General features: G+C 70.9%; 22 protein-coding genes, 1 tRNA gene and 2 pseudogenes. 13 read left to right on the plus strand and 12 right to left on the minus strand.

Annotated features, from left to right (window positions below):
• Positions 1-263 precede the first annotated feature (263 nt).
• Together AWQ70_RS27260 and AWQ70_RS39305 are read right to left on the minus strand one after the other, a co-directional pair.
• A complete protein-coding gene (locus tag AWQ70_RS27260; protein WP_157530459.1) occupies positions 264-1,358 on the minus strand; it encodes a D-alanyl-D-alanine carboxypeptidase family protein in 1,095 nt (364 codons plus the stop codon).
• Positions 1,359-1,447: 89 nt separating this feature from the next.
• Positions 1,448-1,855: a hypothetical protein gene (locus AWQ70_RS39305; RefSeq protein WP_169808758.1), complete on the minus strand. Its 408-nt coding sequence runs from the start codon at positions 1,853-1,855 to the stop codon at positions 1,448-1,450.
• Between the two features lie 210 nt (positions 1,856-2,065).
• Between AWQ70_RS39305 and AWQ70_RS27265 the strand changes: the two genes are divergently transcribed.
• Positions 2,066-2,138, plus strand: a tRNA-Arg gene (locus AWQ70_RS27265).
• Between the two features lie 227 nt (positions 2,139-2,365).
• Positions 2,366-3,025, plus strand: coding sequence for an HAD family hydrolase (locus tag AWQ70_RS27270; protein ID WP_067181804.1), 660 nt, complete (start codon positions 2,366-2,368; stop codon positions 3,023-3,025).
• A gap of 248 nt (positions 3,026-3,273) precedes the next feature.
• Here the strand turns inward: AWQ70_RS27270 and AWQ70_RS27275 are convergent, their stop codons facing one another.
• Positions 3,274-4,068 carry an ArsR/SmtB family transcription factor gene (locus AWQ70_RS27275; protein WP_067181807.1) on the minus strand — a complete coding sequence of 265 codons (795 nt, stop codon included), beginning with the start codon at positions 4,066-4,068 and terminating at the stop codon, positions 3,274-3,276.
• A gap of 108 nt (positions 4,069-4,176) precedes the next feature.
• Between AWQ70_RS27275 and AWQ70_RS39310 the strand changes: the two are divergent.
• A pseudogene (locus AWQ70_RS39310) lies at positions 4,177-4,320 on the plus strand (IS5/IS1182 family transposase); the annotation flags it as partial.
• 134 nt (positions 4,321-4,454) lie between these two features.
• Here the strand turns inward: AWQ70_RS39310 and AWQ70_RS27285 are convergent.
• The gene (locus AWQ70_RS27285; protein ID WP_067181811.1) at positions 4,455-5,534 is read right to left on the minus strand and encodes a PP2C family protein-serine/threonine phosphatase; all 1,080 of its coding nucleotides are present in this window, start codon (positions 5,532-5,534) and stop codon (positions 4,455-4,457) included.
• A gap of 427 nt (positions 5,535-5,961) precedes the next feature.
• On the minus strand, positions 5,962-6,366 hold the full coding sequence (locus AWQ70_RS27290; RefSeq protein ID WP_157530463.1) for a hypothetical protein: 405 nt from the start codon (positions 6,364-6,366) through the stop codon (positions 5,962-5,964).
• Between the two features lie 274 nt (positions 6,367-6,640).
• Between AWQ70_RS27290 and AWQ70_RS27295 the strand changes: the two genes are divergently transcribed.
• The 4 genes from AWQ70_RS27295 to AWQ70_RS27310 all read left to right on the plus strand — a co-directional run bounded on the left by AWQ70_RS27295 (position 6,641) and on the right by AWQ70_RS27310 (position 12,531).
• Entirely contained in the window at positions 6,641-7,342 is a 702-nt protein-coding gene (locus tag AWQ70_RS27295; RefSeq protein ID WP_067181815.1) for a helix-turn-helix domain-containing protein, read from the plus strand.
• A gap of 65 nt (positions 7,343-7,407) precedes the next feature.
• Entirely contained in the window at positions 7,408-7,953 is a 546-nt protein-coding gene (locus AWQ70_RS27300) for a dihydrofolate reductase family protein (RefSeq protein WP_067181818.1), read from the plus strand.
• Positions 7,954-8,148: 195 nt separating this feature from the next.
• Positions 8,149-9,969, plus strand: coding sequence for a hypothetical protein (locus tag AWQ70_RS27305; protein WP_067181820.1), 1,821 nt, complete (start codon positions 8,149-8,151; stop codon positions 9,967-9,969).
• A gap of 285 nt (positions 9,970-10,254) precedes the next feature.
• Complete coding sequence (locus AWQ70_RS27310; RefSeq protein ID WP_245647171.1) at positions 10,255-12,531, plus strand: HAD-IC family P-type ATPase; 2,277 nt, start codon at positions 10,255-10,257, stop codon at positions 12,529-12,531.
• 99 nt (positions 12,532-12,630) lie between these two features.
• On the opposite strand, the gene AWQ70_RS27315 is transcribed toward AWQ70_RS27310, so the two are convergent.
• Both AWQ70_RS27315 and AWQ70_RS27320 read right to left on the minus strand, forming a co-directional pair.
• A complete protein-coding gene (locus tag AWQ70_RS27315) occupies positions 12,631-13,482 on the minus strand; it encodes a hypothetical protein (RefSeq protein WP_067181826.1) in 852 nt (283 codons plus the stop codon).
• A 53-nt stretch (positions 13,483-13,535) separates the two neighbouring features.
• Positions 13,536-14,069 carry a cytochrome b family protein gene (locus tag AWQ70_RS27320; RefSeq protein ID WP_157530464.1) on the minus strand — a complete coding sequence of 178 codons (534 nt, stop codon included), beginning with the start codon at positions 14,067-14,069 and terminating at the stop codon, positions 13,536-13,538.
• Positions 14,070-14,385: 316 nt separating this feature from the next.
• Between AWQ70_RS27320 and AWQ70_RS42460 the strand changes: the two genes are divergently transcribed.
• Positions 14,386-14,598 (plus strand): histidine kinase, encoded by a 213-nt coding sequence (locus AWQ70_RS42460; RefSeq protein ID WP_067181832.1) that lies wholly within the window; start codon positions 14,386-14,388, stop codon positions 14,596-14,598.
• Here AWQ70_RS42460 and AWQ70_RS27330 read toward each other — a convergent pair.
• The 3 genes from AWQ70_RS27330 to AWQ70_RS27340 form a co-directional block, all read right to left on the minus strand.
• Entirely contained in the window at positions 14,520-15,248 is a 729-nt protein-coding gene (locus tag AWQ70_RS27330) for a class I SAM-dependent methyltransferase (RefSeq protein ID WP_067181835.1), read from the minus strand. The two genes, AWQ70_RS42460 and AWQ70_RS27330, sit on opposite strands and share 79 nt — an antisense overlap.
• Positions 15,249-15,327: 79 nt before the next feature.
• A complete protein-coding gene (locus tag AWQ70_RS27335; RefSeq protein WP_067181836.1) occupies positions 15,328-15,822 on the minus strand; it encodes a histone-like nucleoid-structuring protein Lsr2 in 495 nt (164 codons plus the stop codon).
• Between the two features lie 153 nt (positions 15,823-15,975).
• A complete protein-coding gene (locus AWQ70_RS27340; protein WP_218004680.1) occupies positions 15,976-16,935 on the minus strand; it encodes a small ribosomal subunit Rsm22 family protein in 960 nt (319 codons plus the stop codon).
• Positions 16,936-17,205: 270 nt separating this feature from the next.
• Between AWQ70_RS27340 and AWQ70_RS42465 the strand changes: the two are divergent.
• Positions 17,206-17,457 (plus strand): annotated as a pseudogene (locus AWQ70_RS42465) (GNAT family N-acetyltransferase); the annotation flags it as partial.
• 63 nt (positions 17,458-17,520) lie between these two features.
• On the opposite strand, the gene AWQ70_RS42115 reads toward AWQ70_RS42465, so the two are convergent.
• Both AWQ70_RS42115 and AWQ70_RS27350 read right to left on the minus strand, forming a co-directional pair.
• Positions 17,521-19,116 carry a serine/threonine-protein kinase gene (locus AWQ70_RS42115; protein WP_067181839.1) on the minus strand — a complete coding sequence of 532 codons (1,596 nt, stop codon included), beginning with the start codon at positions 19,114-19,116 and terminating at the stop codon, positions 17,521-17,523.
• Between the two features lie 10 nt (positions 19,117-19,126).
• Complete coding sequence (locus AWQ70_RS27350; RefSeq protein WP_067181840.1) at positions 19,127-20,542, minus strand: DUF4407 domain-containing protein; 1,416 nt, start codon at positions 20,540-20,542, stop codon at positions 19,127-19,129.
• 235 nt (positions 20,543-20,777) lie between these two features.
• Between AWQ70_RS27350 and AWQ70_RS27355 the strand changes: the two genes are divergently transcribed.
• From AWQ70_RS27355 to AWQ70_RS27370, 4 genes are all read left to right on the plus strand, one after another.
• On the plus strand, positions 20,778-22,211 hold the full coding sequence (locus tag AWQ70_RS27355; RefSeq protein WP_067181843.1) for a hypothetical protein: 1,434 nt from the start codon (positions 20,778-20,780) through the stop codon (positions 22,209-22,211).
• Positions 22,212-22,219: 8 nt separating this feature from the next.
• A complete protein-coding gene (locus AWQ70_RS27360) occupies positions 22,220-23,242 on the plus strand; it encodes a hypothetical protein (RefSeq protein ID WP_067181845.1) in 1,023 nt (340 codons plus the stop codon).
• Complete coding sequence (locus AWQ70_RS27365; RefSeq protein WP_067181847.1) at positions 23,239-25,515, plus strand: hypothetical protein; 2,277 nt, start codon at positions 23,239-23,241, stop codon at positions 25,513-25,515. Before AWQ70_RS27360 ends, AWQ70_RS27365 begins: the two co-directional genes overlap by 4 nt.
• Before the next feature lie 294 nt (positions 25,516-25,809).
• The gene (locus AWQ70_RS27370; protein ID WP_067181850.1) at positions 25,810-26,490 is read left to right on the plus strand and encodes a nitroreductase family protein; all 681 of its coding nucleotides are present in this window, start codon (positions 25,810-25,812) and stop codon (positions 26,488-26,490) included.
• Positions 26,491-26,539: the final 49 nt, after the last annotated feature.

A 26,539-nucleotide genomic window follows, 5' to 3' on the forward strand; every position in this document is an offset into this window, starting at 1 on the left:
CAGGATCGGGACGCCACCCGGACGAGATCCGATGCTAAGCCGGGAAACCGCAGATCAGAGCGTAGGAAACGCCGTCGGTCCCGCTCCGGGCCCGGTCGGGCGTCGACGGACCGGCGCGTACGGCGGCCTGTCGACGCGGGCGCAGCCGTACGCGATCGGCGTGGCGCGGGCGCCCGAAGACGGCGGCGATCCGGCGGATCGCCGAGACGGCGGAAGGCCGGTCAGAGGAGGCCGGTCAGAGAAGGCCGGTCAGAGGAGGCCGGTCAGAGAAGGGAACCCACCTTGGGGTCGTACTCCCAGTGCCATGGCTCGAAGGGGCTGTGATACGCCCAGTCGGGGTGGATGAAACCGAACCGCTTCGAATTGGCCTCAAGCCAGTTGAACTGCGCGGAGCGGAAGATCTGCACACCGCCGCAGAGATCGACGGCCATGCCGAGACCGTGGTTGCTCTTGCCCGGCGTCGCGGCCAGCCCGGGGCGCTGGTAGTAGACGGCCTGCTGCTCCCCGAGGCTGCGATAGCTGTCAGAGATGCACATGGGCGTACCGAACCGCTTCTGGTACGCGACGTTGAGGTCGGCGAAGGCGATCGCGGCGTCGGCGCGCAGTTCCTCCCCCTTCTGCGGAAGCGGGCAGAGAAACCCCCTCGGGAGCAGGCCGTTGGGGTACTGCGCCGCGAGGTCGACCCGCGTCGGGTCACAGGCCCCCGTGCCGCGATTGTTGGCGTTGACCTTCACGCCCAGTTTGACCAGCGCCCGGGTGAGCGATTTGACGAGGCTGGCCGATCGTTTGCGCAGGGCGTCGATCTCGGCGTCGAGCTGGGCCTCCTGGAGGAGGTTCTCCGCGCGCAGCTCCTGGGCCTCCGTGGCCAGCCGTTCGCGGTCCTGGAGGAGTTTGGCCGCGTCGGAGACGACGTTGTTCTGTTCCGCGACCATGTGGTTCACGTCGCTGAGCGCACGGAGGGTGGGCGTGCCGTCTCCACTCGGGAAGAACGACCCCATGCTGTTGACCGAGGGGTCCTGGTAGATGTACTCGACGATCTCGGACAGGGGGCCCCGGACCTTGGCCAGTTCCTGGTCGGCGACCTGGAGTTGGGCCAGCTTGCCGACGACTTGTTTCTGCAGCGTGTCGAACTGCTTCTGCCGGGCTTTGAGCGTCCTGTTGGCGTCCTCGATGCCTTTGAACGCCTTCTGTGCCTCACGCCGCAGCTCGGTGAGGTTGGTCGGCTCCTTGAGTGGAACGACGGCCGCGGCGGCGGGCGTGGCATCGGTCGCGTGCGCGGGGCCGGCGGCGGTCCCGCCGACGAGGGACGTCATCGCCGTGACAACCGCGATCAGGCCCGCCGATCGAGGAGATGGCACGATGACTCCTCCATTGCGAATTCATGACCCGGGTCAGGGACGCACGTTACTACAGCGAGATGGATGCCCGGGGTCGCGGAGTCGAGCGGTCAGGCGGACCGTTGCGCCCGTTCCTGGCACAGCTCCCACAGCCAGGTGTCCTGCCATTCCCGCTCGCAGGAGAGCTCTCCCGACTTCCGCTCGCCGGTTCTGGCGGGCGGACGGATCCGTACGCGTGGCGGCACTTTCTTCGACGAGCGCGCTCTCTGCCGTACCGAGGGTGCCTCGGGCGAGAGTGGACGGCGCGGTCCACGCTGGACCAGCGGGCGCGGCACGAGCCCCTGATAGAGCGGCACGAGCGCCTGATAGAGCAAGGCGGGAGGCGTACGGCGAGTGGTGTGCGGCTGCGGTGGCGGTCGCCGTCCCGCCGCGACGGCGCGTGAGCCGGGAACCGGATCCCCGTACCCGGCGAGTTCGCCCGCGAGCAGGCCGAGGGCGAGGATCGCCGGAGCGAGCATCGCCGCGAGGAACAAGCGAATGCCGGAATTCCGTCCGCGTCGCCGTGTCGTCACGAAGCGTGACGGTAATCGGGTAGGCTGGCCGTGGCCTGCGCGCTTGCCATGGCTTTACCGCCCGTCAGCTCAGTGCTGACCATGAACTCCGACGACTTATCCGCCCCGGCGGCGCACGTGGTGCCAACCTTTCGCTAGGCTTACAGGGCACGTCCCGCCTCCGTAGCTCAGGGGATAGAGCACCGCTCTCCTAAAGCGGGTGCCGCAGGTTCGAATCCTGCCGGGGGCACTTCTTTGACCTGTGATTCACCGTCCGACCTGCGCTTGTCGACAGGACCAGACGACAGGGCAGAGGTAGCCGAAAGCAGCGCCAGGCGGCCGTAGGCCAATGATCGCGAACCATACGCGAACCGATCGTGGTGCCGGTTCTGCACTACGCGGGCCGGTTCTCGATACCGCACCGCCAAGCGCTCCCACCTGATGTACGGCCAAGACGATCACTTCTAAAGTGGCGTCGTGCAGCGCCTTGCCCTCTTCGACCTTGATAAGACGCTCATCGACCTTGATGCCGCGTTCGCGTTGTGGGCGGAGGAGTTCGCCGAACAGCACCGGCTCGGCCGCAAAGGCGTCGACCACCTGATCAAGCTGAATCGCAACGGCATCCCACATCGCGAGCTGTTCTTCGCCAAGGTCCGAGAGCGGTTCACGCTGTCCACTCCCGCGGTGAACCTGTGGGCCGCCTACCGCCGGCGGATGCCGCATCTCGTCGAGTGCCGCCCCGAGGTGATGACCGGACTCGCGGAGCTACGGGCGGCCGGATGGCGCGTGGGGATCATCACGAACGGCACAGCGGACAACCAACTCGGCAAGCTCCAACGGACCGGACTGGCGGAAGCAGTCGACGGCTACGCGGTGTCGGGCATCGAGGGCATCCGCAAGCCCGATGCCGGGCTGTTCGAGATCGCCGCACAGCGGTGCGGGATGACGCCGGGCGAGGGCGGGTGGATGATCGGCGACGACCTCGTCGCCGACATCGAAGGAGGCCGCGCGGCCGGCCTGCGCACCGTGTGGATCGACCAGGCGGTACGGCCCGGAAAGGAGCACCGGGCCGACCACGTGGTCTCCGGCATCATGCAGGCCATCGCTCTGCTCCACGAACACAGCGGGAGACCGTAGGCGCGGTCTCGCTCGTTCCTCGTCCGTGGTGGTTCACTCGCAGGCACCGGGTGCACCACATATGGCCCGGGCGGCGCGCGGCCGCGAGGAGGCGCACGGGCACAACTCCGTGCGCGCCCACCGCAGGCACGGCGGCTTCCGGATGGTGCCCGGCGGGACCGCGGCGCTCTTCGGGCTGCTCGCCTTCCTCTGGGCGGTCGCCTGGGCGGGCGGCACCTCGCGACGTCGTCGAGCCCTGACCCGGGAGGTCACGCGTCGTCCGGCAGCGGTTCGCCGGTCTCCAGCAGCGACTTCAGGCTCGCCACCACGTTCGGCCAGCCGTGGCTGACCATCTCGGCCAGGGTCGATCCGGGCTCGAAGCCGTCGTGCACGACGGTGAGCTTCACGACCTGCGCGGCGGCCTCCTCAATCGTGAAGGTGACCTTCGAGCGGGCCTCGCCGGACAGCCGGGCGAGCAACTCCTCGTCCCACTCGAAGCGCTTGGCGAGCTCCGGGGTGATGGCGTGCCAGGTGTAGGAGAGCCGACTGTAGGGTTCGGCCTCCAGCACGACCTGCTCGGGGTCGCTGATCAGCACGCCGTGGTTGTCCCAGGTCATCGGCGAGCCGACGGACCAGTCCGTAGTGAACTCCGTGGCCCAGTAGCGGCGGGTGAAGGCGGGCTCGGTCAGCGCCTGCCAGAGCTTCTCTGGAGTGGTGCGGATGTAGGTGGTGTAGACGAAGGTCGGCGTGTCCATCGGGGTCTCCTCCAGGGCGAGTTTCAGGTCCGCCAGGGCTTGGACCCTGGCCCGGTCGTAGCGGCTGATCCACCGGTGGGCGATCTCGTGCACGGGCGCGGCGTTGAGGTAGTGCAGCTTCTCCCGGCCCCGCCGCACGGTGGCGACGAGCCCGGCCTCCTCCAACACCGCGAGGTGCTTGCTGACGGACTGCCTGGCCATGTCGAGTCCGGCGCACAGCTCGCGCAACGTCTGCCCGTTGCGGGCGTTGAGCGAGTCGAGCAGCGCGCGCCGGCTCGGATCGGCCAACGCCTTGAACACCTTGTCCATGCCCGCCCTCGTACCCGGTCGCCGCCTGTCGATATGCAGCCATTCGGCTACCTTAATTTAGGCAGCCGAATGGCTGCCTGTCAACCGCGCGGCTCCGATGGGCGGATGCGGGACGCCTTCCATCGGCTCGCCCGCTGCTACGAGCGCCGCATAACCGTCATCGAAGCGTTCTTCGACCTCGCCGGCACGATCAACTCCGTGCGCAGCCTCATCCGCAGGGCCTGGACTCCCTACCGCTGGGATACTCGCCCCCCTGCCGACGCTGACCAACCGCCTGCCTGCGCGCCCCTATTAGGCGTGTTCCGTCTGACGGCCTACAGGCTCTTCGATGGGCTGATCGGCCTACGCGCGTCCGGCAATAAGGCGGCCGTCGCCGAGGGCGACCGTCACGGGCGGCCCGGCGAGGACGGGCCGCCCGGCCGGTCGTCCGTCGCGCGGACGGCGACGGCCGCGATGTCGTCGTCGAGTCGGCCGTGGCTGTAGTGGACCAGGTCCCTGTGCAGCTGCTCGAGCAACCGGGAAGGGGAGTGCGCGTCCCACTGGCCCGCGCGCTGCGCCAGCGGGAAGAACGCGCCAGTGTGGTCGCGGGTCTCGGTGACGCCGTCGGTGTACAGCAGCAGTTGATCGCCGGCGGCGAAGGGGAGGGGGTCGATGTGATACTCCTGCCCGAGCAGGGCACCCATGTTGATGGGCGGCGAGGGAGCCGTGGGAGTGACCTCGCGGACCGCTCCCGCGCGGAGCAGCAGCGGCGAGGGGTGGCCGCAGTTGACGATTTCGACCACCGATCCGTCGTCGGGGAACTCGGCGAGCAGGACCGTGGCGAAGTACTCCAGGTCGTCGCCGGACAACAGCATCGTGTAGCGGTTCATGCTCACGTCCAGTCGGCGGGCCAGCCGCGCCAGGTCCGGCTCGTCGTACGCGGCCTCCCGGAAGCTTCCGACGATCGCCGAGGCCACGCCGACCGCCGGGAGTCCCTTGCCGCGAACGTCTCCAATGATCAGGCGGACGCCGTGGGGCGTCTCCAGCGCTTCGTAGAAGTCACCGCCGACACGGGCCTGGGCCGCGGCGGCGAGGTAGAGCGCGTCGATGTCCAACCGGCCGAGGCGGTGGGGCATAGGGCGCAGCAGGACCTTCTGTGTCGTCTCGGCGACAGAGCGGACCTGGGCGAGGGTCTCCTCCCGCTGCTGGCGCACATGGCTGGCGTAGGCTGCCGCGGCGGTCACACCCGCGATCACCGCGATGGTGAACAGGTGGGTGCGTGACTCCGACGGATTGCCGATGGTTACGGCGATCAGGGCGTCGATGGCCAGGGCCAGCAGGCCGAGGGCCACCGTTTCGAGCACCGGCCACATCGAGGCGGCGAAAGCGGGGGCGACCACGAGAAAGCGGCTGAAGTAGAGGTGGCTCGGAGTCAGAACGGACACCACGGTGACGACGGCGGTCAGCGCCAGGGGCGCCAGGAGCACCGGCTCCTTCCAGAGAATGTCCGCACGATGCCACAATCGACTGGAATGGTTCACCTAAACATCGTAGGGTGACCATGCCTTACCCTACGTGATCGAATTCGGCTGTCCGGGTCGGCTGCGGCAAGGCGTCGGCGGGCGGGCAGTGGCCGGGTGAGGCAAAGTCGCGCGGTTGGCTCTCAGCCGCATCCACCGGCGCTCTGTCGATCTTTCCGTTGATGTGATCCCGCTGCCCGTCGATGCACTCGGCGTAGACGCGGAGCAGGACATCAACGCTGAGACCGGCGCACTTGGCGACCTCGGGCGCCGGAACTCCCGCATTCGGCCAGAGCGAGAGGCCCCGCCGTTGCGGCCGGCCGGGGCGGCGAGGGCGGCCCCGGCCAGGGCGCACACCGATCGCCGTCTCGGCCTGGCCCACCATTGACCGGCGTCAGGGGATCACCACGTAAGGGCTGTAGAAGTACCCCCCATTGGTCAGGTCGCTCATTCGCACCCGGCAAGACCCCTGGTTGCCGACCGAGAAGACGAAACTTCTTCTCTGACCTGCCGAGATGGAGAAGGCGCCGTTATCGTCTTTCTGGAAACCATTGATGCACATCAGGCGGAACCGCACGGTGATCGTGGAACCCGAGTGCTTGGCGTAGGCCGCGTCGTAACCGGCGGGAGAGCCGGAAATGCCGGTCGCGCACAGGTCACCGTTCGTGAGATAGCTGCACTTCGTCGGGCCGAAACCGGCTGCGCCGGCCTGGGCCGCGGACGCGGAGAAGGTGGTCAGCGGCACCGCGGCGCACACTGCCGCGATCGCAATGGCACTGATTCGACGACGAGTGATCATTCGTGGAACCTTTCTCAGATGGACCGCGGGTGTGCGGGACCTAGGTGATGATCACCGCCTGGCTGGGATCTTGAGAACCTGTAAGGTTCCAGGGTGCTGCCAGGGAACATGCTGTGAACGCCTCGGCCGCGGCGTTATCGGGCGCGCGGCCGACCCGGCCCTGTCACACGGTTTTTCATCGCAGGAGTGGGCGTCTGGCTGATATCGGTGGACGTGGAAGATCGTCCCGGGTATATCCGCGGAAGGGCGTCGAAAGGCGAACGGAGCCACTCTGATGGGCTTGGAGATCGAGAGCCGCCCGTCCGACTCGCCGTACGTCGAACGGGTGTGGCGGAGCAGCAGCTCCGGCGTCGCGCAGATGACGTCGATCGCGATGGCCCACTGGGATCTGGTCTTCTGGGAGCATCGCGGCCGGGTGAACGTGGCTGTTCAGGGACCGGAGTCGAGGGCGAGCCAGGCGCACGTTCCCGATGGCGCCACGTTCTTCGGGATCGTCTTCTCCCTCGGCACGTCGATGCCTCATCTTCCGGTCAATCAGCTCGTCGACGGTTCCGCGGAGATTCCCGACGCGACACGCAGGTCGTTCTGGCTGAAGGGCTCCGCGTGGCGGCTTCCCGACTACGACAACGCCGAGGCGTTCGTACGGCGGATGGTGCGTGAGGATGTTCTGGTCCGCGACCCGATCGTGGACGCGGTGCTCGGCGGGGCGCGGCCGGACGTGTCAGAACGCACTGTTCAGCGGCGCTTCCTGGCGGCGACCGGACTCACCCGGGGCGCGGTCCGGCAGATCGATCGTGCCAGGCAGGCGGCGGCCCTGATCCAGGAGGGTGTGCCGACGCACGACGTGATCCACAGGCTCGGATATTTCGACCAGCCGCACCTGGCGCGGTCGTTGTCCCGGTACATCGGGCGAACCGCCACGCAGCTGGCGGATCGGGATCGGCCGGAGCCGCTGTCGCTTCTGTACAAGACCTGAGCGCCGGGCCCCGCCTAACCTCGCAGTCGCGGAAACCGGAACCCAGACGATTCAGGAGCACAGCGGTGGCCAAGATTATCTCGAGCTTCTTCATCTCGCTCGACGGCGTGGTCGAGTCGCCGGACAAGTGGCACTTCCCGTACTGGAACGACGAGATGGGCGCTTTCGTCGGGGCGGGCATGCAGAGCGCCGGCGCGTTCCTGATGGGCCGCAAGCTGTACGAGGAGTGGTCCGCGTACTGGACGACGACGGACAACGACCAGGACGCGGCCATGGCCCTCAACAATGCCCGGAAGTACGTCGTCTCGAGCACGCTGGAGAAGGCGGACTGGGACAACACCACCGTGATCTCCGGTGACGTCGCGGCGGGGCTGCGCGCACTGAAGAAGGAGATCGACGGCGACATCCAGATGAGCGGCTCAGCGACGACCGTGCGGTGGCTCCTCGCCAACGGACTGCTCGACGAGCTGAACCTGCTCGTCCACCCGATCGTCGTCGGTCGTGGTCAGCGGCTGTTCGAGGACACCCCGACCCACCCGCTGAAGCTGGTCAGGTCCGAGACGTACCAGACCGGCGTGCTCAACCTGGGCTACGTGCCGGACGTGGCCTGACTCGCTCGGCCGAAGTGGGCGGATGACAGGAGCGCGGCGCCGCATCGCCCTGCTGTCCGCCCGGTGCTGTGCCATGGCCGCCACCGCACCGATCGGGTCGCCATCCAGCGATCCAGATCAACGCCCTTGCGGACCGATCACCTGAAATGGGATGGTGTCGGCCATGATCGAGAGAATCGAGTCCCCCATCCAGCGGTGAACGTGGCCGACGAGCGCTGGGCGCTCGACCACCGCCCCTCCCTGTTCGACCACGCGTCCCGTCTCCAAGAGCTGACGCCTGACCACCCGCTTCCCGACGGCGGCCGTCCCTACCCCGACGAGGTCGCCGACCACGTTCGGCGGGGTGACACCGCCCCTCTGGGCGAGAACAGAACTGCGCTGCTCGCCGCGCTGGAAGCGTTCTTCTCCGCCCCCGATCGGTCCGTCCGAGCACTGCACGACCGCATCAGCGCACTACGGATGCCCTTTTGGGCGATCAGGCCGAAGGCGCTGGACGACCTGCCGTGGCTCCATCCGGATCCGGCCCGCGAGACGGGCCTCTGGCTGGCGCGTCACGCCACCGACCGTCTGCCGGCGATGGTCGGCCTGTGCCTGCTGGCAGGGAGAGCCCGCCCGGAGGACATCCCGCTCATCCGAACCCTCGGCCTGCTGCACTGCTTCGGCTCCACGGCCATGAACGTGCTGGAGACGATCCCTGGCGCGGCAGGCACGCTGATATGGCTGGCGGAGCGGTCGACGGGCCGCCCCCGTAGCCAGGCCGTCGCCGCCATGTGCCGGCTGGGCGACCCCGCGACCTTCCCCTGGCTGCTCCGTAGAGCCATCGACGATCGCGGCATGACCGGCGGCTACGCCCGCCGGGTCGCCGAGACCGTGTCCCTGGCGGACACGCTCGAAAGCGGCGACCCCGACGACGAGATCATCGTCCACACGGGCAGGCTCCTGCGGGCGCTGCTCTCCTCCCGTGGCTATTCCGTCCAACTGCACGAGTACGCCGACTGTTGCCGAGCCGTCGCCGGCTTCGCCGTACGGGCCGAGAACGCGAGCCCGGCGCTGGACCTGCTGGCCGCGGCCATCACCCTGGCCGAGGATCTGCGTACCGGCCACGCCGCCTGTCTCCCCTGGCCACCCGGCGAACGCGCGGCCACGCTTGAGCGGCTGGAACGGCTGGTCGCCTCCCCGCGCTGGGCGCGGTCTCTTGTGGAAGCGTCGTCCTCACCCGACCAGACGACCCGGTGGCGGGCGGGCTGGGCGGCGAAGGCCATGCGCGACGTGCCCCCCGCCCCTGTACGGCCGGGCACAGGAGGGCTCAACCGGCTCACCGTCCGGGTCGTCGTCCCCGACCCCGTCCTGGACGAGCGGGTCGAGACCCGGCTGCTGGTGGACGGGCGGCCCGTCATCGCCGAGGCCTTCCGCAAAGGGGCGCCGTTCGGGCCGGAGCACCTGCTCGGTGCTCTGCGAGCCACGGACGAGCCGCGTGAAGTGCGGCTGGCCGAGGCGTACTGCACCGAATTCTGCTGCGGAGCTCTCTATGTCACGATCGCCCGAGACGGGGACACCGTCGCCTGGCGCGACTGGCGCGGCTCCAGGGATGACACCACGCCGCAGCCCTTCCACTTCCAGGCGGAGGAGTACGACGAAACGGTCGCCCAGGCCATACACGACCACAGATGGGAGTGGACCGCCCGCAGCCTGGCGCGCGAGCTCAACAGGATCCTGCTGGAGGATCCCGGCCTGCTCACCACCTGGCAGTGCGAAATCGGTGGGGTGTTCGCGCGGGCCGATGAGCGGGACACGGTCAGGATGACCTTCTGGCATCCGGGCCGTCCTTCCAGCCTGGGACACGACGATCCGTGGCTCCAGTTCGAATGGGTCATCGCGGTCGACGACACCGATCCCGGTGACCAGGCCGGGCGGCTGGCCGATCAGCTCCGCCGCGTCGATCCCAAGACCCATGCCGAGGTCGTCGGCGGCTGCCAAGACCATGCCGACCGCCTCGGCTTCCCCTGGAAACACTGACCAGCGGTCCGGCGGGCCCGGTCCGGCTTCCACGGACGAACCGGGGCCGCCGGACGGGCGTCGCGACGGTGACGGTCAGTTCTCGCCGGCGCTCCGGAACCCGCGGCCCCCGTAACACCGCGGTTGACAGATAAGGTGCTGACGCGTCTCTTCCGGTGCTCCCGGGCCGCCGCAATCAGGTGCTATGCACAATCCCCGAAAGCTCGGGACGCCGACCGTTTAGTCTGAAGATCCGCTGAGTTCGGGGGATCTGGGGGTTGAGTGGACGGGCTGACGTCAGCGCAAGTGGCCGTGTCCAAACGCAACGACGTACCGCGCAGGTCGAGCAGGTCTTTCGGCGCGATCGTCAGAGCCAACGTCCTCACGCTGTTCAACCTGGTGATCGCCGTCCTGTGGCTGCTCATCATGATCTTCGGCGAGTGGCAGGACGGGCTGTTCGGCCTGGTCATCGTGGCCAACTCGCTGATCGGGATCGTGCAGGAACTGCGCGCCAAACGCACCCTCGACCGCCTGGCCGTGGTCAACGAGGCTTCCGTCAGAGTGCGCAGGGACGGCGTGGAGCAGGAGATCGCGCCACGCGACGTCGTGCTCGGCGATCTCATCCTCGTCGGCTCCGGTGACCGGATGCTGGTCGACGGCGAGGTCGTGGCCTCCGAGGGGCTGGAGGTCGACGAGTCGCTGCTGAACGGCGAGGCCGATCCCGTTCACAAGGAGCCGGGCGACACGGTGCTTTCGGGCAGCTTCGTCGTCGCGGGCTCGGGCGCGTTCACCGCCACGAAGGTCGGCGAGGACGCCTACGCCGCGCGCCTGACCGCCGCGGCGAGCAAGTTCGCCCTGGCCCGCTCCGAGTTGCGCGACGGCGTCGCGCGCTTCATCAAGTACATCACCTGGCTGGTCGTCCCGATCGGCGCGTTGCTGATCTACAGCCAGGTCGGCCGGCACGCGGACTTCGGCACCGCCATCACCGGCGCCGTGGCCGGCATCGTCACCATGATCCCCGAAGGCCTGGTGCTGATGACCAGCATCGCCTTCGCGGTCGGCGTCGTACGCCTGGGACGTCGCAAGTGCCTGGTGCAGGAGCTCCCCGCGATCGAGGGCCTGGCCAGGGTGGATGTCCTGTGCCTGGACAAGACCGGCACCCTCACGGCGGGCGGGATGGACCTCGGCGAGGTGCTGCCGCTGCGCGAGGGCGAGCCGGTCGAGGACGCCCTCGCCGCCCTGGCCAACGCCGACCCGCGCCCCAACCCCACGGCTCAGGCCATCCGGGCCCGCTACCCGTCCGCACCGCCCGGCTGGACGGCCGGGCGGCGGGTGCCGTTCTCCTCCGCCCGCAAGTGGAGCGGCGCGGACTTCGACCACCACGGGGCGTGGATGCTCGGCGCTCCGGACGTCCTCATCGACCCGGGCAGCCCCGCGTACGCCGAGGCGAGCGCCCTCGCCTCCACCGGCGCCCGTGTGCTCGCGCTCTGTCGCGCCCCCGGCCTCGACGGGCAGGCAGGGGAGCCCGTCGCGCTCGTCACGCTCTTGCAGCGTCTGCGCCCCGACGCCCGGGAGACCCTGGCGTACTTCGCCAAGCAGGGTGTCACCGTCAAGGTCATCTCCGGCGACAACCCGCGTGCCGTCTCCGCCATCGCCACGTCCCTCGGCATCCCCGGGGGTGACAAGGCCGTCGACTCACGCACCCTCCCGGAGGACGATCCAGACAAGATCGCCGAGATCCTCGACGCCAACACCGTCTTCGGGCGGGTCACCCCGCACCAGAAGCGGATGTTCGTCGGCGCGCTCCAGTCGCGCGGCCACGTGGTGGCGATGACCGGCGACGGCGTCAACGACGTGCTCGCGCTCAAGGACGCCGACCTCGGCATCGCGATGGGCGCGGGCAGCCCGGCGACCAAGGCGGTCGCCCAGGTGGTCCTCCTGGAGAACCGCTTCGCCACACTCCCCTATCTGGTGGGCGAAGGGCGCAGAGTCCTGGCCAACATCGAGCGCGTCTCCAACCTCTTCCTCACCAAGACCTTCTACGCGATCACGCTGTCGCTGCTCACCGGTGTGATCGGGCTGGCCTTCCCCTTCGCGCCGCGGCACTCCACCCTGGTCAACGCGCTCACCATCGGCGTCCCCGCCTTCTTCCTCGCGCTGGCGCCCACCCTTCAGCGGGCCGAGCCGGGGTTCGTGCCCAGGGTGCTGCGTTTCGCCGTACCGGCCGGGGTCGCGTGCGCGGCCGCGGTGCTCCTGTCCTTCTGGGCCGCGCACATCCCCGACTCCACCCTGGAGCAGGACCGCACCTCCGCCGTCATCACCCTGTTCCTGGTCACCTGGTGGGTGCTCGTGCTGGTCGTACGTCCCGTGACCGCCTGGCGGATCGGGCTCGTCGCGGCCATGGCGGGGCTTTTCGTGCTCGCGCTCGCCCTCCCCCTCGTCCAGGTCTTCTTCGCCTTCGACCCCGGCGACCTCTACGACAACCTGATCGCCGTGGGCATCGCCGCCGTCGGGGCCGCGGTCATCAGCCTCGCCGTCAAACTCGCGGGGCATCGGGGGCACGCCGATCTCAGCAGGCGATGACCGGTTCCTCCGCCCAGAGCGAGTTCGACGGCGAACAGCCGGTTGCGGCGATCAGGGCACCGGCCGCGGGTGACCGGCCGCGCCAGAGGAACGCGGGTGTCAACGTACGGGCGCCAGGGCCGGGGTCACGGTCGGCGGCTCGGGGAGCTCCGTCGGCAGGTCGTTCTCGTCGATGACCTCGTCGGCGGGCGGGGCGTCGATGACCAGGGGGGTTCCCCAGTCGGTGTAGCGCGTGTCGATCCACATGACCATCGCCGACTTCCCTTCGCCCATGGCGTCGGTGGTGATCAGGCGCGTGGGCAGACCGGCGCGGTCGGCCCAGAGCCGCCAGGAGATCTTCCCCTTGCTCTTCTCATCCGTGGTCCTGCCCGAGAACCGGTCGATGTGCGGGCTCCTGGAGGCCTTGCTCAGCTCCCGGTAGCTGATGGTGCCCCGGTAAAGGAACCCGCCGGAGACGCGTTCGGTCGTCGACCGCTTCAGCACGGCCTTCATCACGGACTGGTCGTACACGTTGATCGGCTGGAGGCTGCCGGTCGGGGCGATGTACCGGATGAATCCTCCCGAGCTGGTTCTCCGGATCCACGTCTTTCCGTCGGGAACCGGCCCGCGATACTGGCCACGGTCGAAGTACACGTCCTTGCCGACGCGGATCACCCGGTGGGACTCCGGCTTCCCGGCTCCCCCCTTAGGGACGTCGCGCCAGGTGAAATCGGTGGCCGCCGCCCCCGACGGGCCGAGTCGCACGGCGGCTCTGATCCGGAACGCGTCCTCGGACTTCTTGCCGGAGATCAGCCGCACGGTCTCAGCCGTACGGACGCCGTGCTCGTTCCGGAGCTGCCGCTTGATCGCGTTCGCCGGGTCGGGCGGACCCGCCTGCGCGGCGGCGGGACTCGCGGCGACCGGCACGGACACGGCCAGTACGGCGGCCGCCAGAGCTACCCATCGTCTCATAGGGCATTCGTCCTTGTTCTTGTGGTCTTTCTGGAGGACTGCGGCATAGCGGGTCAAAGACAGAAGAACGCCAGAACGGTGAGGCCGACGCTCAGCATCACGAAACGAAGGCTTCTGGGGTTCCTGGCGGCCTCCCGCCGCGAGGAGATCACCAGCAGGACGCCCACGGCCACGGCGGCCAGCAGGTGCAGGCCGTACCACCAGGGAACGGGCACCTTCGCCAGGGCGGTCCCGGACAGCAGGTCGTCGACGGCTCCGTAGCCGGCGAGCATGCCCAGCGCGCCCAGGCCGAGCACCGCGACCGCGTACCGGAACCGGCCGAGCAGCGCCCAGACGACGGTCCCCATGACGAGCATGACGGAGAGGCCGTGGTGAAGCTGCCGCATGAACAGGCCGCCGCGAACGTCGAAGCCGATCTTCAGGATCGAGGCGTAGGCGGCGCTCATCGGGGTGCCCCGGAGTGGCTCGTAGGCGCCGTCGTAGGCGACCACCTCACCGCTCGGGGTGTAGAAGAACGCCAGCACACCGCCGGAGAGCAGGACGGCCAGAAAACACAGGAGCAGCATCTCGCCGACTAGCTGCCTCACCCGCTCCATTCGGCATATTTCACCACAAGGCGCGGACGCCGCTCGGGCTTTCGATCACTTTGGCTTACAGCCCTTTCCCTGCGGATCGGGCTTCATGGGCGGCGACCTTCTCGCGGCGAGCACCGCCTCGCGTCTGCCGTTTACGTCCTGACCTGCATTGTCATCGCGCAGAGGCCGTACGCCGGATTGTTGTCCGGGGCCGGGTTCGTGCTCATGATGGCGGGCCTCGGGTCCGCCCGGGGGATCCCCGCGCCCGGGGTCGGCGTGCTCGCCGTACAGCTCGGCGTCTTCACTCTCACGCTGAGCGGCGTCCACGATGGTGGACTTCGCGGTGACCCAGTGGGAGACGCGGAGGGACTCCGAACGGCCGGCGACCGAGCGCGAACGCGAACGGCTGTCCCGCGACCTGCACGACCTCGTCGGCCGCGACCTGGTCGCCCTCGCGGCCGGTCAGGGGCGCCGGGCGGCGGCGACCATCGACGTCCGCGCGTGGGGGCCGCCGTACCAGAACCGCCAGCCCAGGTCGTAGACCTGGACGTCGGCGGCCCCGCACTCGCGCAGCACGGCGGCGTAGTCGCGGACGTTCCGGAAGTCCGCCAGCCGGAGCCTGCCCCCGGGCCCGAGCACCCGGAACGCCTCGCGGACCGCCGCCGCGCGCCCGTCCGCGTCGGGGATGTTGTGGACGGCCAGGCTGGACACCACCAGGTCGAACGTCCCATCCTCGAACGGCAGGGCGCGCATGTCGTCGGTGACCAGCTCGACCCGGTCGGCCACCTTCTCGGCGCGGGCGTTGGCCGACGCGGCCTCCTGGCTGTTGCCCGACTGGTCCCGGGTCCACAAGTCGAGGCCGACGGCCCTGCCCCGGGGCACCCTCGCCGCCGCCTTGAGAAGGACCAGCCCGCGACCGCAGCCGACGTCGAGGACCTGCTCGTCACCCCTGAGATCGAGCCGGTCCAGCTCCGCGTCCCAGACCCGGAACTTCCCCCGGAGCGTGGTGTGCGCGAACAGCGCCGCACCGGCCGCCAGCATGACGCCGCCGATCAGCAGCACCACCGCGGGGATCGGCCAGCCGACCCCGAAGAGCACGGCGGCGACGGCCGGCTCCGCGATCCCGCCCGCCGTCAGCCCGGCCAGCACCCCTGGAGCGTCCACACCATAGTTCGCACGGAGATCCGCCACGGTTGGTTCTTACCGTTGTCAGACCCGCTGTGTATAGACCGCTCTTGGCGTCTTCCCGGCCTTTCCTGGGGGACCGGGCTCAGGCGGCCGGCTGCTCCGGCTTCGGCTCCGCGTCGCCCTGCTCCGCGCCGTCCGACACGCTTTCCGGCACGCTTTCCGGCACGCTTTCCGCCGCGCCGTCCGCCGCTCCGGTCCCGGCCTCGGCCGCGGGCTCCCTTGCGTCGGCGTCGGGGTGGGCCACGATGAACCGTTCCACGACCTCGTCGGGCACCTTGCCCCGTACGGGGACCTCCAGCCCCTGCTCGCGGGCCCATTCACGGACGTCGGTGGCGGTGTAGCCGCGCAGCCGGGGGGAGACATCCGCCGCCGCCTTCTTCGACCGCGACGCCTGCTTCACCTCGCGGGAGTTCTCCAGGACCGTTTCGATGAACGCGAGAGCCTCGTCGAGCCGCTGCTGGTTGGCGTCGGACAGGTCGATGGCGAAGGTCCGGTTCAGCAGCGGGAACTCCCGTCGTGCCACATCTTCGCCCTCGGAGTGGTCGAGGTCGTCAACCAGTATCACCTTCTGCGCCACGTGCAGCCCTTTCCGGGTTCGATCTCCGTCTGTCTGGACCGTGGCATCCTACTGGTGCCCCACTGGAACGATCATGTTATCGGCTCGCCGCAGGGTGTCGGCTCGCCTCCCCGACGGGGCCGTGCCCGGGACGCGTCCGGGATCGCGGCCGCCTCATCGCGGCTCGCGCGGGGGCCACTCGTCGCCCCACACGATCTCCCGCGCGTCGCGGTACGTCTCCCCCTGCCGCTTGGAGACGGTCAGGTCGGCGATCTCCCCCTCCTCCGTGCAGAGGCGGAGCATCACCAGCCCCTTGCGCTTCTGCGGGTGGCGCAGGACCCGGCTCTCCGCCCGCGGCCACCGCTCGGCCGACACCGCGATGTAGGAGAACTTCTCGTCCTCGAAGCTCAGCGTGCCGTCCTTGATCTGCCGATGCAGCGCGCCGCGGTTGAGTCGCACCGAGAAGTGGCACCAATCCTGCTTCGCGCGGATCGAGCACGCCGAGTCGTGCGGGCACGGTGCCAACACGTGCAACCCCAGCCCGACCAGCAGCTCCCGGGCCGCGACGATCCGGGCGTGACCGGCCGGGGTTCCGGGCTCGACGAGCACGAGGACCCGGGCGTCGCGGGCCAGCGAGCGGACCACGTCCTCCTGGGCGGCGGGCGACAGCTCCCCGAGCGCGTACGACATGGTGACCAGGTCGGCCGGGGGCTTGGGAACGGTCCGGTCGACGACGACCTGCTGCCAGCGCGCCTCCCGCACGGCGGCCGCGCCCGACCGCCGCGCCAGCCGCCTGCCGAAGGCGATGGCCGACGGCGACTGCTCCAGCACGGTGACCTCCCGGAGCGTCGGCCAGACGGCGCTCGCGGCCCACACCGCGCTGCCGGTGCCACCGCCCACGTCCGCGTGCGTCCTCGGCTCGAACCCGGGCGCCAGCGCGGCGACGTGGCGCAGCGCCGTGTGCACGGCCGCGTACGTCGCCGGCATCCGGTACGCGGCGTACGCGGCGACCGCGACCTCGGACCCCAGCACGGGGGCGGCCCGGTCGAAGCCCTCCCGGTACTGCTGGATGAGGCTCTGCACGGATCGCGTCAGATCCGGTACGGCGAAGCGTCCGAGTGCCTCTTCCAGCACGTCTCGGAGATCTTGGGGAGGGCCGGCCACGGGCACAATGATGCCCGCCGCCCGATCCCGGTGTCGAAGGGGCCCGCCCCGCGCCACGCCGCGGAACCCGATAATCGCCGCATGGATTTCTCCGTACGGCGGGGCGAGCCCGGTGAGGCCGAGGAAGTGCTGCGGGTCAAGAACGCCTCGTGGCGGGAGGCGTACCGGGGGCTGGTGCCGGACGACCATCTCGACGGGCTGGGCGTCACTCCCCGGGCGGCCGGGCACTGGCGGCGGATGATGGCCGATCCCGCGCGCGGCGTCGCCGTCGGCGAGGCCGGGGGCCGGATCGTCGGGCTCAGCGCGTACGGCCCGGCCGAGGACGGGGTTCCCGGCGGGGAGATCTACGCGATCTACACGCTGAAGGGGTGCTGGTCGACCGGGCTCGGGCGGGCGCTCATGGCGTTCTCGCTGGCCCGGTTGACGGAGCTGGGGCACGACGAGGTCGGGCTCTGGGTGTTCGAGGCCAACGCGCGGGCGCGCCATTTCTACGAGAGGGCCGGCCGGGCTGACGCAGACGAGCGAGATGTCCGGTGTCACGCTGTCCGAGGTTCACTACCGGAGGTGAGGACCGGGCTCGGTCAGGCGGACGATCTCGTCGCGTACGGCGCGGCTGAGCCCGCCGAGGAGCCGGTCGGCGCGACCGTCCGAGGTCGCGGACAGCAGCCCGGCCACGACGGCGGGCGGCACGTATTCGAGCACCCGGCAGGCACGGCGCAGCGTCATCGCCTCCACCAGGCGGACCGCGGCGGGGACGACGCCGAGCGCGCCGAGGACGGCGGCCGCGACCCGGTCGTCCGTGTGGGCCAGCATGCTCGCGCTCCGGCTTGGCGACATCACGCGCACCAGCCCGGCCACCAGGTCCGGGGCCATGTGGTCGGCGATCCGTCCGGCCCGCCAGGCCGGCAGCAGCGCCAGCACCTCGGCCGCCGCGGGCGGGTCGCCGGCCATGCCGTCCATGAGTCGTCCCGCCGCCCTCGGGTCCGTCGAGGCGAGCAGCTCGGCGGCCTCCTGCCTGGGCCGTTCGAGCAGAGGACGCTCCCCCTCCCGGCCGTCCTTCCGAACGCCGTCCCGGTCGTCCTTCCGGCCCGCCCCCGAACCGGCCGCACCCGGTCGGGAACCCGGACCGCCCGCACCGTGACCACCCGCACCGTGACCACCCGCGACATGACCACCCGCGACATGACCACCCGCGACATGACCACCGGCACCATGACCACCGGAACCGTGACCACCGGCGCCGCGTCTCTCCGGGCCGCCCCCGCCCCGTCCCCCCGCGCCGGGGCCACCGGGAACGTGTCCCCCCGGAGGGCGACGGTCCGGGCCGCGTACGACCGGGGGGCGGGACACGGGGGCGAGGACGCCGTCCAGTCGCCGCCCGAACTCGGCCGCACCCATCCGCCTGGCGGGATCGGTGACGAGCAGGCCCGCTATGGCGTCGGCGAGCGGACCGGTTCGCCGGAAACGCGGGAGACGTCCCGCCGTGACCGCTCGCGCGGTTTCGAGCGGGCCGTCCCGCAGGAAGGGCGAGTAGCCCTCCAGCGCGTAGAACAGGGTCACCCCGAGCGACCACAGGTCGGACGCCGGGCCGGTCGTGTGCCCGTCGACGCGTTCGGGCGCCATGAACTCGATGGTTCCGAGCAGCATGTTCTGCGAGGTGAGGCCGCTCTCGCCGGAGATCCGGGCGATGCCGAAATCGACCAGGAAGACCCGGTCGTCGGGGTCGACGACGATGTTGGCCGGTTTGACGTCCCGATGCAGCACCCCCGCGCCGTGTACGGCGACCAGCCCGCTCAGCACGTCGCGCCCCACCCGGGCGATCTCCCGCTCGGAGAGGGCCTGCCTCCCGATGCGGCGGTCCAGGGACGCTCCGTCGATGTACGCCATGACGATCCACGGCGAGCCGTCGTCGAGGAAGGCGTCGTGGATGTCGACGACCGCCGGGTGCCTGATCCGGGCGGCGGCCCGCGCCTCTCGCAGCGCGCGCTCCCGCCGGACCGCCACGTCCTCGCCGTACGGCGACAGCACGACCTCCTTGAGGGCGACGGACCGCCGCAGCGTCCTGTCCCAGGCGAGCCACACCGTCCCCATGCCGCCCCTGCCGAGCCGGGACATCAGCTCGTACCGCCCCTGGACGATCCGCGCCGTCACCCCGGCGACCTCAGTCCTCGTCGGGGAGCAGTTCGACCCCGCCCGACCGCTCCGCGCCCGGCCCCGGCATGCGGAGGGTGCGGGTGTCCGTCATGCCGCGCAGAGCCTCGTCCTCCAGCGACCCGTACTCGTCGTACCCGGGGCCGGGGTCGCGGTCGGCCCGCTCGACGCGGGTGCCGTTCGGCCCGCGCGAGGACCGCGCCTCCTCGTCAAAGGGGGCGGCGCGCCGGCGCGGCTCGTCCTCCTGCGGCGACCAGATGCGCCACACGCTCCCCGAGCCTCCGGGCTCCGTCGAGCGGGACCGGGGCGCGGCGCGGACGCCGAACTCCTCGCGGACGCCGTCCAGATCCCGGCGCTCGGCGAGCGCGAGCGCCTTCTCGTAGATGCCCGGCCGCTGCATGAGCTTGACCGCGACCGGCAGGCATTCGATGAGCAGGAACAGCGCGAACAGCAGCAGCCGGGCCATGCTGAGCGTGAGGTCCTTGCCGGTCAGCTCGTTGAGCGCGCGCAGGCGGGTGAGCAGGCCGTCGGTCGCCATGTTGTCGTCGTCGAAGGACCGCTGCATCCGGGCCTGCTGCTCAAGGGCGTTGTCGAGCTGCCGCTGGGCCTTCGGCAGGGCCTCCTTCGCGGCGGCCAGCCGCGTCTCCTTGGCCTGTTCACCGGACGCGTTGAGTTCCCGCTTCCGGGCCTCTATCTGCCGGGTGAGCAGCTCGATGCGCTCCTTGTCCTTTTCGTACGCCCGCTGGCTCTCCTGAGCGAGCGGGCCATTGCCCTTTTTAGGGCAGTTCGCTCCACCGTAGAGCTGGCACTGCCACTCTTTGTAGTGTTTGTCGGCCTGCTTCTGCTCATCGGACCGCTGCCCTGTCAGGGCCTTTATCTTCGCGTCCTGTTCGATGTCAAGAGGAACGTCGCCGCCGGAGGAAATCACCTGCCGCAGGTCGGCCACCTCCTTGCGGAGCTCGTCGACGCCCTTCCCCACCGCGCCCTGCTCCTGCTGCACGGCGAACGCGTCGGCGCGCCGCTGCTTCATCTCGACGATCTGGGTGTCGATCTCGGCCTTGAAGACCTGGAGCACCAGAGGAGTGGAGATCACCAGACCGAGCACGACGGCGATGACGATCCGGGGGATGGCCAGCGCCCAGCGGTTCGGCGCGTCCGCCCTGATGGTGGAGACGAGCCACCGGTCCAGGCTGAGGATCGCCAGGCCCCACAGCAGCGCGGCGGCGACGGAGAGGACGACGTTGACCCCGAGCGCGCTGCTGAGGGCGAACGTCATGGAGACCACGGCGAGCACGCTCGTGGTGAGGACGGCGCCCCCGATCCCCTCGAACTTGCCGCGCTCGGTCGGGCACGTCCGCAGAACCTCGGGGCGGGCTCCCGACAGCGCGATCAAAACCGCGGACAGCGCGGACAGGAAACGTCTCATGCTCCTCCTCGGGAATGGGAGTCCCACCGCTCGGTGACGATTGGAACGCCGCCGGTCCCCCCGGACCGGTTATCATAGGCGCCCAATGCCGCATTTCCGGACCGCCAATAGGATTTCGCCGCGCAAGCGCGACAACACCCCACCCAGATAACTCATCTTAACGTTATATGTGCTAACTAATCTGGATATCGGGGACGTAGCGCAACGAACACGACAAACCTATGGAGGACTCCTCGTGCCGGAGCCCGACGGGGATCTGAACAGGAAGGCCGTCGCGCAGGCTCTGGCGAGCCTCGGCGACACCGGCCACCTCTCCCTGGTGGAGGTCGCCGCCGACGGTGTCACCGCGTTCCGGATCCATCGGGACGCCAACGGATGCCCGCGCGGCCGGAGCTGGTCGGCGACCTGGACGGACCTCGCCGGAGAGCGCGGATGGGACGCCGACCCGGACGGGATCCGGGAGGCCGTGCTGCGCGCGGCCCGCGTCTCCCCGCCCACCGCCGAGGTGATCCTCGCGGCCGCGTCCCCCGGCGGTCCCAGGGCCGAGCAGGCCCTCGACTGGTTGCGCGCCGCGCATCCCGGCGCGCAGGTGCTGCGGGCCGGGGCCCCGATCGCCGCGCTCGTCCGCGAGGTCATGGTGGACGACCCGCTCACCAGGTCGTACGAGCTGGTCGTCATGCTCGCCGACCCCGGCACCGACCGGCTGCGGCTGACCAGCAGGCGGCTCTTCCCCATCGGCGCCCGCCCCGGAGCCCGCACCCGCGTCGCCGTCCGCTGCGAGCCCGGCGGCGCGTACGGCACCGCGTTCGCCGTGGTCACCTGGCAGGGGCCGGAGCCGCGGCTGCTGTCCGTCCAGTCCGCCCCGATCCCGCCCGGCCGGTACGAGGTGACCGCCGAGCTGGTACGCCCCGGCCGGGTGCGGTTCACCGGCCTGCCCGAGCTGTCGCCCGACCCGCGCGACTGGGACCGGCTCGTCGCCGCCCTCCCGGACCGGCTGCCAGGCGGGACCGGCCCGGCCCACCTCGTCTGCGCGGTCGAGGTCTGCGGAACGGACGACCTGGTCGCGGAACGGCTGAGCCGGGCGCGCCAGGTGATCAACCGCTCGGCGGGCGAGCTGGGCGGGCCGCTCCGGGTCTCCCTCGTCGCCTACGCGGCCCACTCGTACGACGGGTCGGCCCGGGAGTTCCCCGTACGGGCCATGACCTGGCAGGCGGACGCCGGGGAGGCCCTGGACGCGCTCGGCGAGCTGGAGGAGCAGGGCGCGATCGCGAGGGGATACCCGTACCACCCGCACGCGGCGCAGCTCGAGGACATGCTCGCCCTGGTCGTCCGACGGCTGGACTGGGACGATCCGACGCCGGTCGTCCTCCTCACCGTCGGCGGCCGGTCGCCCCATCCGCCCCGCACCGACCTGTCCGGGGTCCTGCCCTGCCCGCACCGGCACGACTGGCGCAGGCCGCTCGCCGCCCTGGAGCAGCGGCCGGGCACGGTGCTGGGCGCGATCTGCGACCAGGCGGGCGACCGGGCGCACCCGGCGTGGCACCGGCTCGGCGCGGCGGCCCTGGCCCACCTGGAGGCGGTGGACGTGCACGGGCTGGCCGCCGATCTCGGCCTCGTCGCCCCCTCCCCCGGCCACCTCCCGTTCCCCCTGCTCGACGAGACGGAGTGACAGAGCGCATGCAGCCCGAACCGGCCCGGGGCCGTCCCGGTCACAACATCTCCATGTGGGGCGCACCCGGCAGCGGCAAGACGACGCTGCTCGCGGCGTTGTTCATCGCCCTGGCCCGGAGGAACGACGACTGGAAGATCATCGGCTCCGATCCGGCCTCGTCGGACTATCTGATCGAGAAGACCAACGCGCTGTCGCGGGGCAAGGTGTTCCCCGAGGCGAGCATGACCCTGGAGCGCTACCACTGGACGCTGATCGGCCCGGCGCCCCGGCGGTCCGGGTTCTGGGGCAGGAAGGCCAAGCCGGGCCCGCCGACCCGGATCGGCATCAGCATGATCGACGCGCCCGGAGGGTTGTTCGGCACGGGACGGCGTCCGGCGGGCGCGCCCTCGGGCGTCGCGGCCGCCGCGGACGGCGCGGGAGACCCGCGCAGGCAGGAACTGCTGGACAACCTCGAACAGAGCCGGGGCATCGTCTTCCTCTTCGACCCGATCAGGGAGTTCACCCTCGGCGACGCCTTCGACCACATGCACGCTCCGCTCACCCGGCTCGCCGAACGCATGCTCGCCGCCGGCGAGTTCCTCGACGGGAAGCTGCCGCACCACATCGCGGTGTGCGTCACCAAGTTCGACGACCCCCGGGTGCTGGAGACGGCCGAGAAGCGGCGGCTGCTCACCACGGACATCGACGACCCGCACGGGGTGCCGCGGGTGACCAGCGAGGACGCCAAGGAGCTGTTCCGCGAGCTGTGCCAGGTGTCGGCCAGCGGCAACGCCGACATGGTGCTCAACGCGCTCGACCAGTTCTTCCACGCGGACCGGATCCGGTTCTTCGCCACGTCCTCGATCGGCTTCTACATCGACCGGCGCACCAAGATGTTCGACTGGGACGACTTCCAGAACATGCTCCCCGGTGAGGCGGACGAGGACTCGCGCATCAGGGGGCAGCTCCATCCGATCAACGTGGTCGAGCCCATGCTCTGGCTGGGGCAGCGGCTCGCCGCGATCAGACCGGCGACGGAGGTGTCGTGACGATCGGTGAGATCGGGTTCGAGTGGGCGCTGGAGGGGAAACGGCCCGGCGGCCACGACGACTACGAGCTGCTCTCCTGGAGCGACGCGCGGCTCGGCCCCGAGGTCTTCGAGGAGATCAGGAGCAGGTACGCCACCGGCATCTCGGCGGATCTGCCCCAGGTGACGATCGCGGTCGCGGCGACCAGGGAGAACGAGCGGGTGACCCGCCACGTCGTGCTCGCGATCCAGGAGTGGTCCGGGCACCGCGACGCGACCAACCGCAAGATCGCCTACACCCGCTGGTTCTACGTCCCGTACGACGAGCTGGCCGCCCACCGGGTGTCCTACGAGGCGCTCTACCACGCCCTCGCCGGCCTGCCGGCGACCCCGTCCCCTCCGCTGGCCGTACGCGTGCCGGGGTTCGACCCCGCGGCCGTCGTCCCCGGGCCGGACGCGTTGTCCGCCGCCGCGCTGCTGCTGACCGGGCGGCCCGTCTGCGTGGTGGGCGCCGACGCCGCCCCCATGATCGAGCGGCTGCGGTTCCTCGACACCGTCGCCGCGCTCCTGCCGTACGGCATGCGGTCGCGGCTGACCGCGGCGACCTGGACCAGCAGCACGGCCCGGCACAAGATCAGGCTGTCGTTCGCGCGGCACGCGCCGGAGGACGCCCACGAGGTGCGGTGGGGGTACGGCGCGGAGATCACCCGGCGGGACAGCCCGGCCCACGTGTGCCTGGACCTGCTGACCCGGTCCGAGGTCCGGCTCGCGGACATGCTCCGGGGGCTGGCCGGGCAGACCGAGCCGCTGTCGTTCGGCCCCGCCGACCGGCCGGTGGCCGTACGGCTGCTCGAACACTCCGGCTATCCCGAGTTGCTGTCCGGCTCCGGGAACGAAGCGGAGCCGGAGCGGGAGCCGGTTCCTCTCGGACCGGAGGAGCCGTCGGACAGCGGGGAACCGGGCCCCGCGACGGAGCGCGGAGCGGTGGCGCCCGCCTCCGGCGCGCCCGCCCGCCCGGCACACGAGCCGGGTCCGGAGCGGACCGGCGGCGTCCTCGGGCCGGCCGGAACGCCCCCGCCCGCCCGGAACGCGCGGCGGCTGACCCTGCCCGTCCGGAGCGTGTTGAACCGGCTGGGCCGCGGCCACGGCAGAGAGCCCGCGCCCGGCGCGACGACCGGGGGCACGGCCGCGCCCACCACGCCCTACCGGCGGGCCGCGGACGAGGGCCCGAGCGCCGTGCCGCTGTCGATGCGGGCCGCGCTCGGCGGGCTGGAACAGGCCGACCACGGGAAGCGGGCCCGGTCCGGCCGGGGCCCGCACGCCAAGGTCATGCTGACGGTGGCCTTCGCGACGGCGGGCATCACCTTGATCTGCATCGGCGTGCTGGTGTTGGTGCGCTCCCCCGGCGGGGATCCCCCCACCGGCCCGGACGTCGCCGGGGCGGAGCCGGGCACCGTCGTCATCCAGGCGCCGAAACGGCCGGAGGATGCGTTCGCGACGAACGTGGTGGCGGAGGTCGTCCGGCGCGCGGGCCATCGGGACGACATCCGGCGGAGCGACACCCCCGCCGTCGGCGCGCCCGCCGAGAAGCCGGCCGTGATCCTCGCCGAAGGCCCGGACTCCGCGCTCGCGGGAGCCCCGACGGCGGCGCCGGGGTTCGTCCAGGTCGGCTCGATCCCGGTGCCGAACCCGGACGTCCTGGTCTACGACATCGGGCTGATCACGCCGGAGAAGTTGCGCGCGGCCTTCCAGGGACAGGACAAGGAGGTCCGCGTCTCGCTGCCGGACACCGCCCCGAGGGAGCTGGCGGAGACCCTGAAGCGGCGCTACCCCTCCCTGCGGCTGGAGCCCGCCCCGGGACAGGACCCGCTGCGCGCCCTCCGGGACAAGACGGTGCAGGCCGCCGTCGTGCCCCGCTCCGCCGCCGGCGACGACGGCTACGCGCGGTTGGACGGGCCCGACGGGCTGCCGAGCCGTACACTCTTCGTTTTCTGCAACGTGGCCGCCCTCGACGTGCTCCACGACGACCTGGGCAGGGTGGCCGCTTCCGTCGATCCGGGCGTTCTGGCGTCGGCCGACTTCGACTCGCCCAAGGAGGCGGCCGCCCGCGTGGTCGGCGCGGTCCTGCCGCCGAGCCGTCCGCCCGCCGTCTCGAAGGCCGGTGAGCAGGAGAGCGACCAGGGGCGGGGCTCGTTCTGGCAGGCCCTCGCCCTGATCGCCGGCGGGGCCGTCTTCGGCTTCCTGGCCCTCCTGGTGGCGATATGGGTTCCCTCCCGGTTCGAGCCGCGCACCTAGGCGTCCGCGGACCTCGGCCGGGTCGCTCGCTTCGCCGGAAGGAGCCCGCGGTCCTCGCTCCGTTCCCTCGGTCCCGGTGAACGTCCGGCGGACAGCGCACCGGCCCGGCCGCCGCGCCCCATCCGGGTGGGTCCCGGAGCGGCCTGTCGCGCTCGGCTCTCGCCAATCTGCCCACCTCCGCGACGCGAGCCGGCCCGGAAACTGCCGATCTGGCAGTGAATCGGGGCGCCTGTTGCCCGGTCTGACACGACAAACCAAACTACGCCTGCGTATCTGACAGCAGCGGAGGTTGTGATGTCACGTGAGCATTCCCACCCGTTCGTCCCGTACCGTCCGGCGCGGTACGGCGAGCAGGAGATGATCGCCCGGGGACGGGCGTTCTACGAGCACCTCGACCGGCGCAGGAGCGTGCGCTTCTTCAGCGACGAGCCGGTGCCGCGCGAGTGCCTGGAGCTCGCGGTGCGGGCGGCGAACACCGCGCCGTCGGGGGCGCACCAGCAGCCGTGGAAGTTCGTCCTGGTCGGCGACGCCGCGACCAAGCGGCGGATCAGGGAGGCCGCCGAGGCCGAGGAGCGGCAGAACTACGAGGGCGGCCGGCTCACCCCCGAGTGGCGCGCGGCGCTCGCCCCGCTGGAGACCACCTCGGACAAGGGTTATCTGGAGGTGGCGCCCTGGCTGGTGGTCTGCTTCGCCGAGAAGTACGGCCTGCGGCCCGACGGCACCCGGGTCAAGCACTACTACGTCAACGAGAGCGTCGGCATCGCCTGCGGCCTGTTCATCGCGGCGCTGCACGAGATGGGCCTGTCCACGCTCACCCACACGCCGAATCCGATGGCGTTCCTCGGCGAGATCTGTGAGCGGCCGGCCAACGAGCGGCCGTACATCCTGTTCCCGGTGGGGTACGCGGCGGCGGACGCGGAGGTGCCCGACCTGGCGCGCAAGCCCGACGCCCTGGTGGATTTCGCGCCCAGGTGACGGGGACCGCCGCGGGCGACCCGCCCCGGGCGGCAGCGGTGGCGCGGCA

It is taken from the genome of Microtetraspora niveoalba (genome assembly GCF_001570405.1).
In the GTDB taxonomy this organism is placed as follows: domain Bacteria; phylum Actinomycetota; class Actinomycetes; order Streptosporangiales; family Streptosporangiaceae; genus Microtetraspora; species Microtetraspora niveoalba.

Bases quoted from the DNA above. Each gene is read 5' to 3' on its own strand.
- AWQ70_RS39305 (WP_169808758.1), bottom strand. From the start codon at position 1,855: ATGCTCGCTCCGGCGATCCTCGCCCTCGGCCTGCTCGCGGGCGAACTC.
- AWQ70_RS27360 (WP_067181845.1), top strand. From the start codon at position 22,220: ATGCAGCCCGAACCGGCCCGGGGCCGTCCCGGTCACAACATCTCCATG.
- AWQ70_RS27295 (WP_067181815.1), top strand. From the start codon at position 6,641: ATGGGCTTGGAGATCGAGAGCCGCCCGTCCGACTCGCCGTACGTCGAA.
- AWQ70_RS27350 (WP_067181840.1), bottom strand. From the start codon at position 20,542: ATGAGACGTTTCCTGTCCGCGCTGTCCGCGGTTTTGATCGCGCTGTCG.
- AWQ70_RS27290 (WP_157530463.1), bottom strand. From the start codon at position 6,366: ATGATCACTCGTCGTCGAATCAGTGCCATTGCGATCGCGGCAGTGTGC.
- AWQ70_RS27275 (WP_067181807.1), bottom strand. From the start codon at position 4,068: ATGGACAAGGTGTTCAAGGCGTTGGCCGATCCGAGCCGGCGCGCGCTG.
- AWQ70_RS27315 (WP_067181826.1), bottom strand. From the start codon at position 13,482: ATGAGACGATGGGTAGCTCTGGCGGCCGCCGTACTGGCCGTGTCCGTG.
- AWQ70_RS42460 (WP_067181832.1), top strand. From the start codon at position 14,386: ATGGTGGACTTCGCGGTGACCCAGTGGGAGACGCGGAGGGACTCCGAA.
- AWQ70_RS27370 (WP_067181850.1), top strand. From the start codon at position 25,810: ATGTCACGTGAGCATTCCCACCCGTTCGTCCCGTACCGTCCGGCGCGG.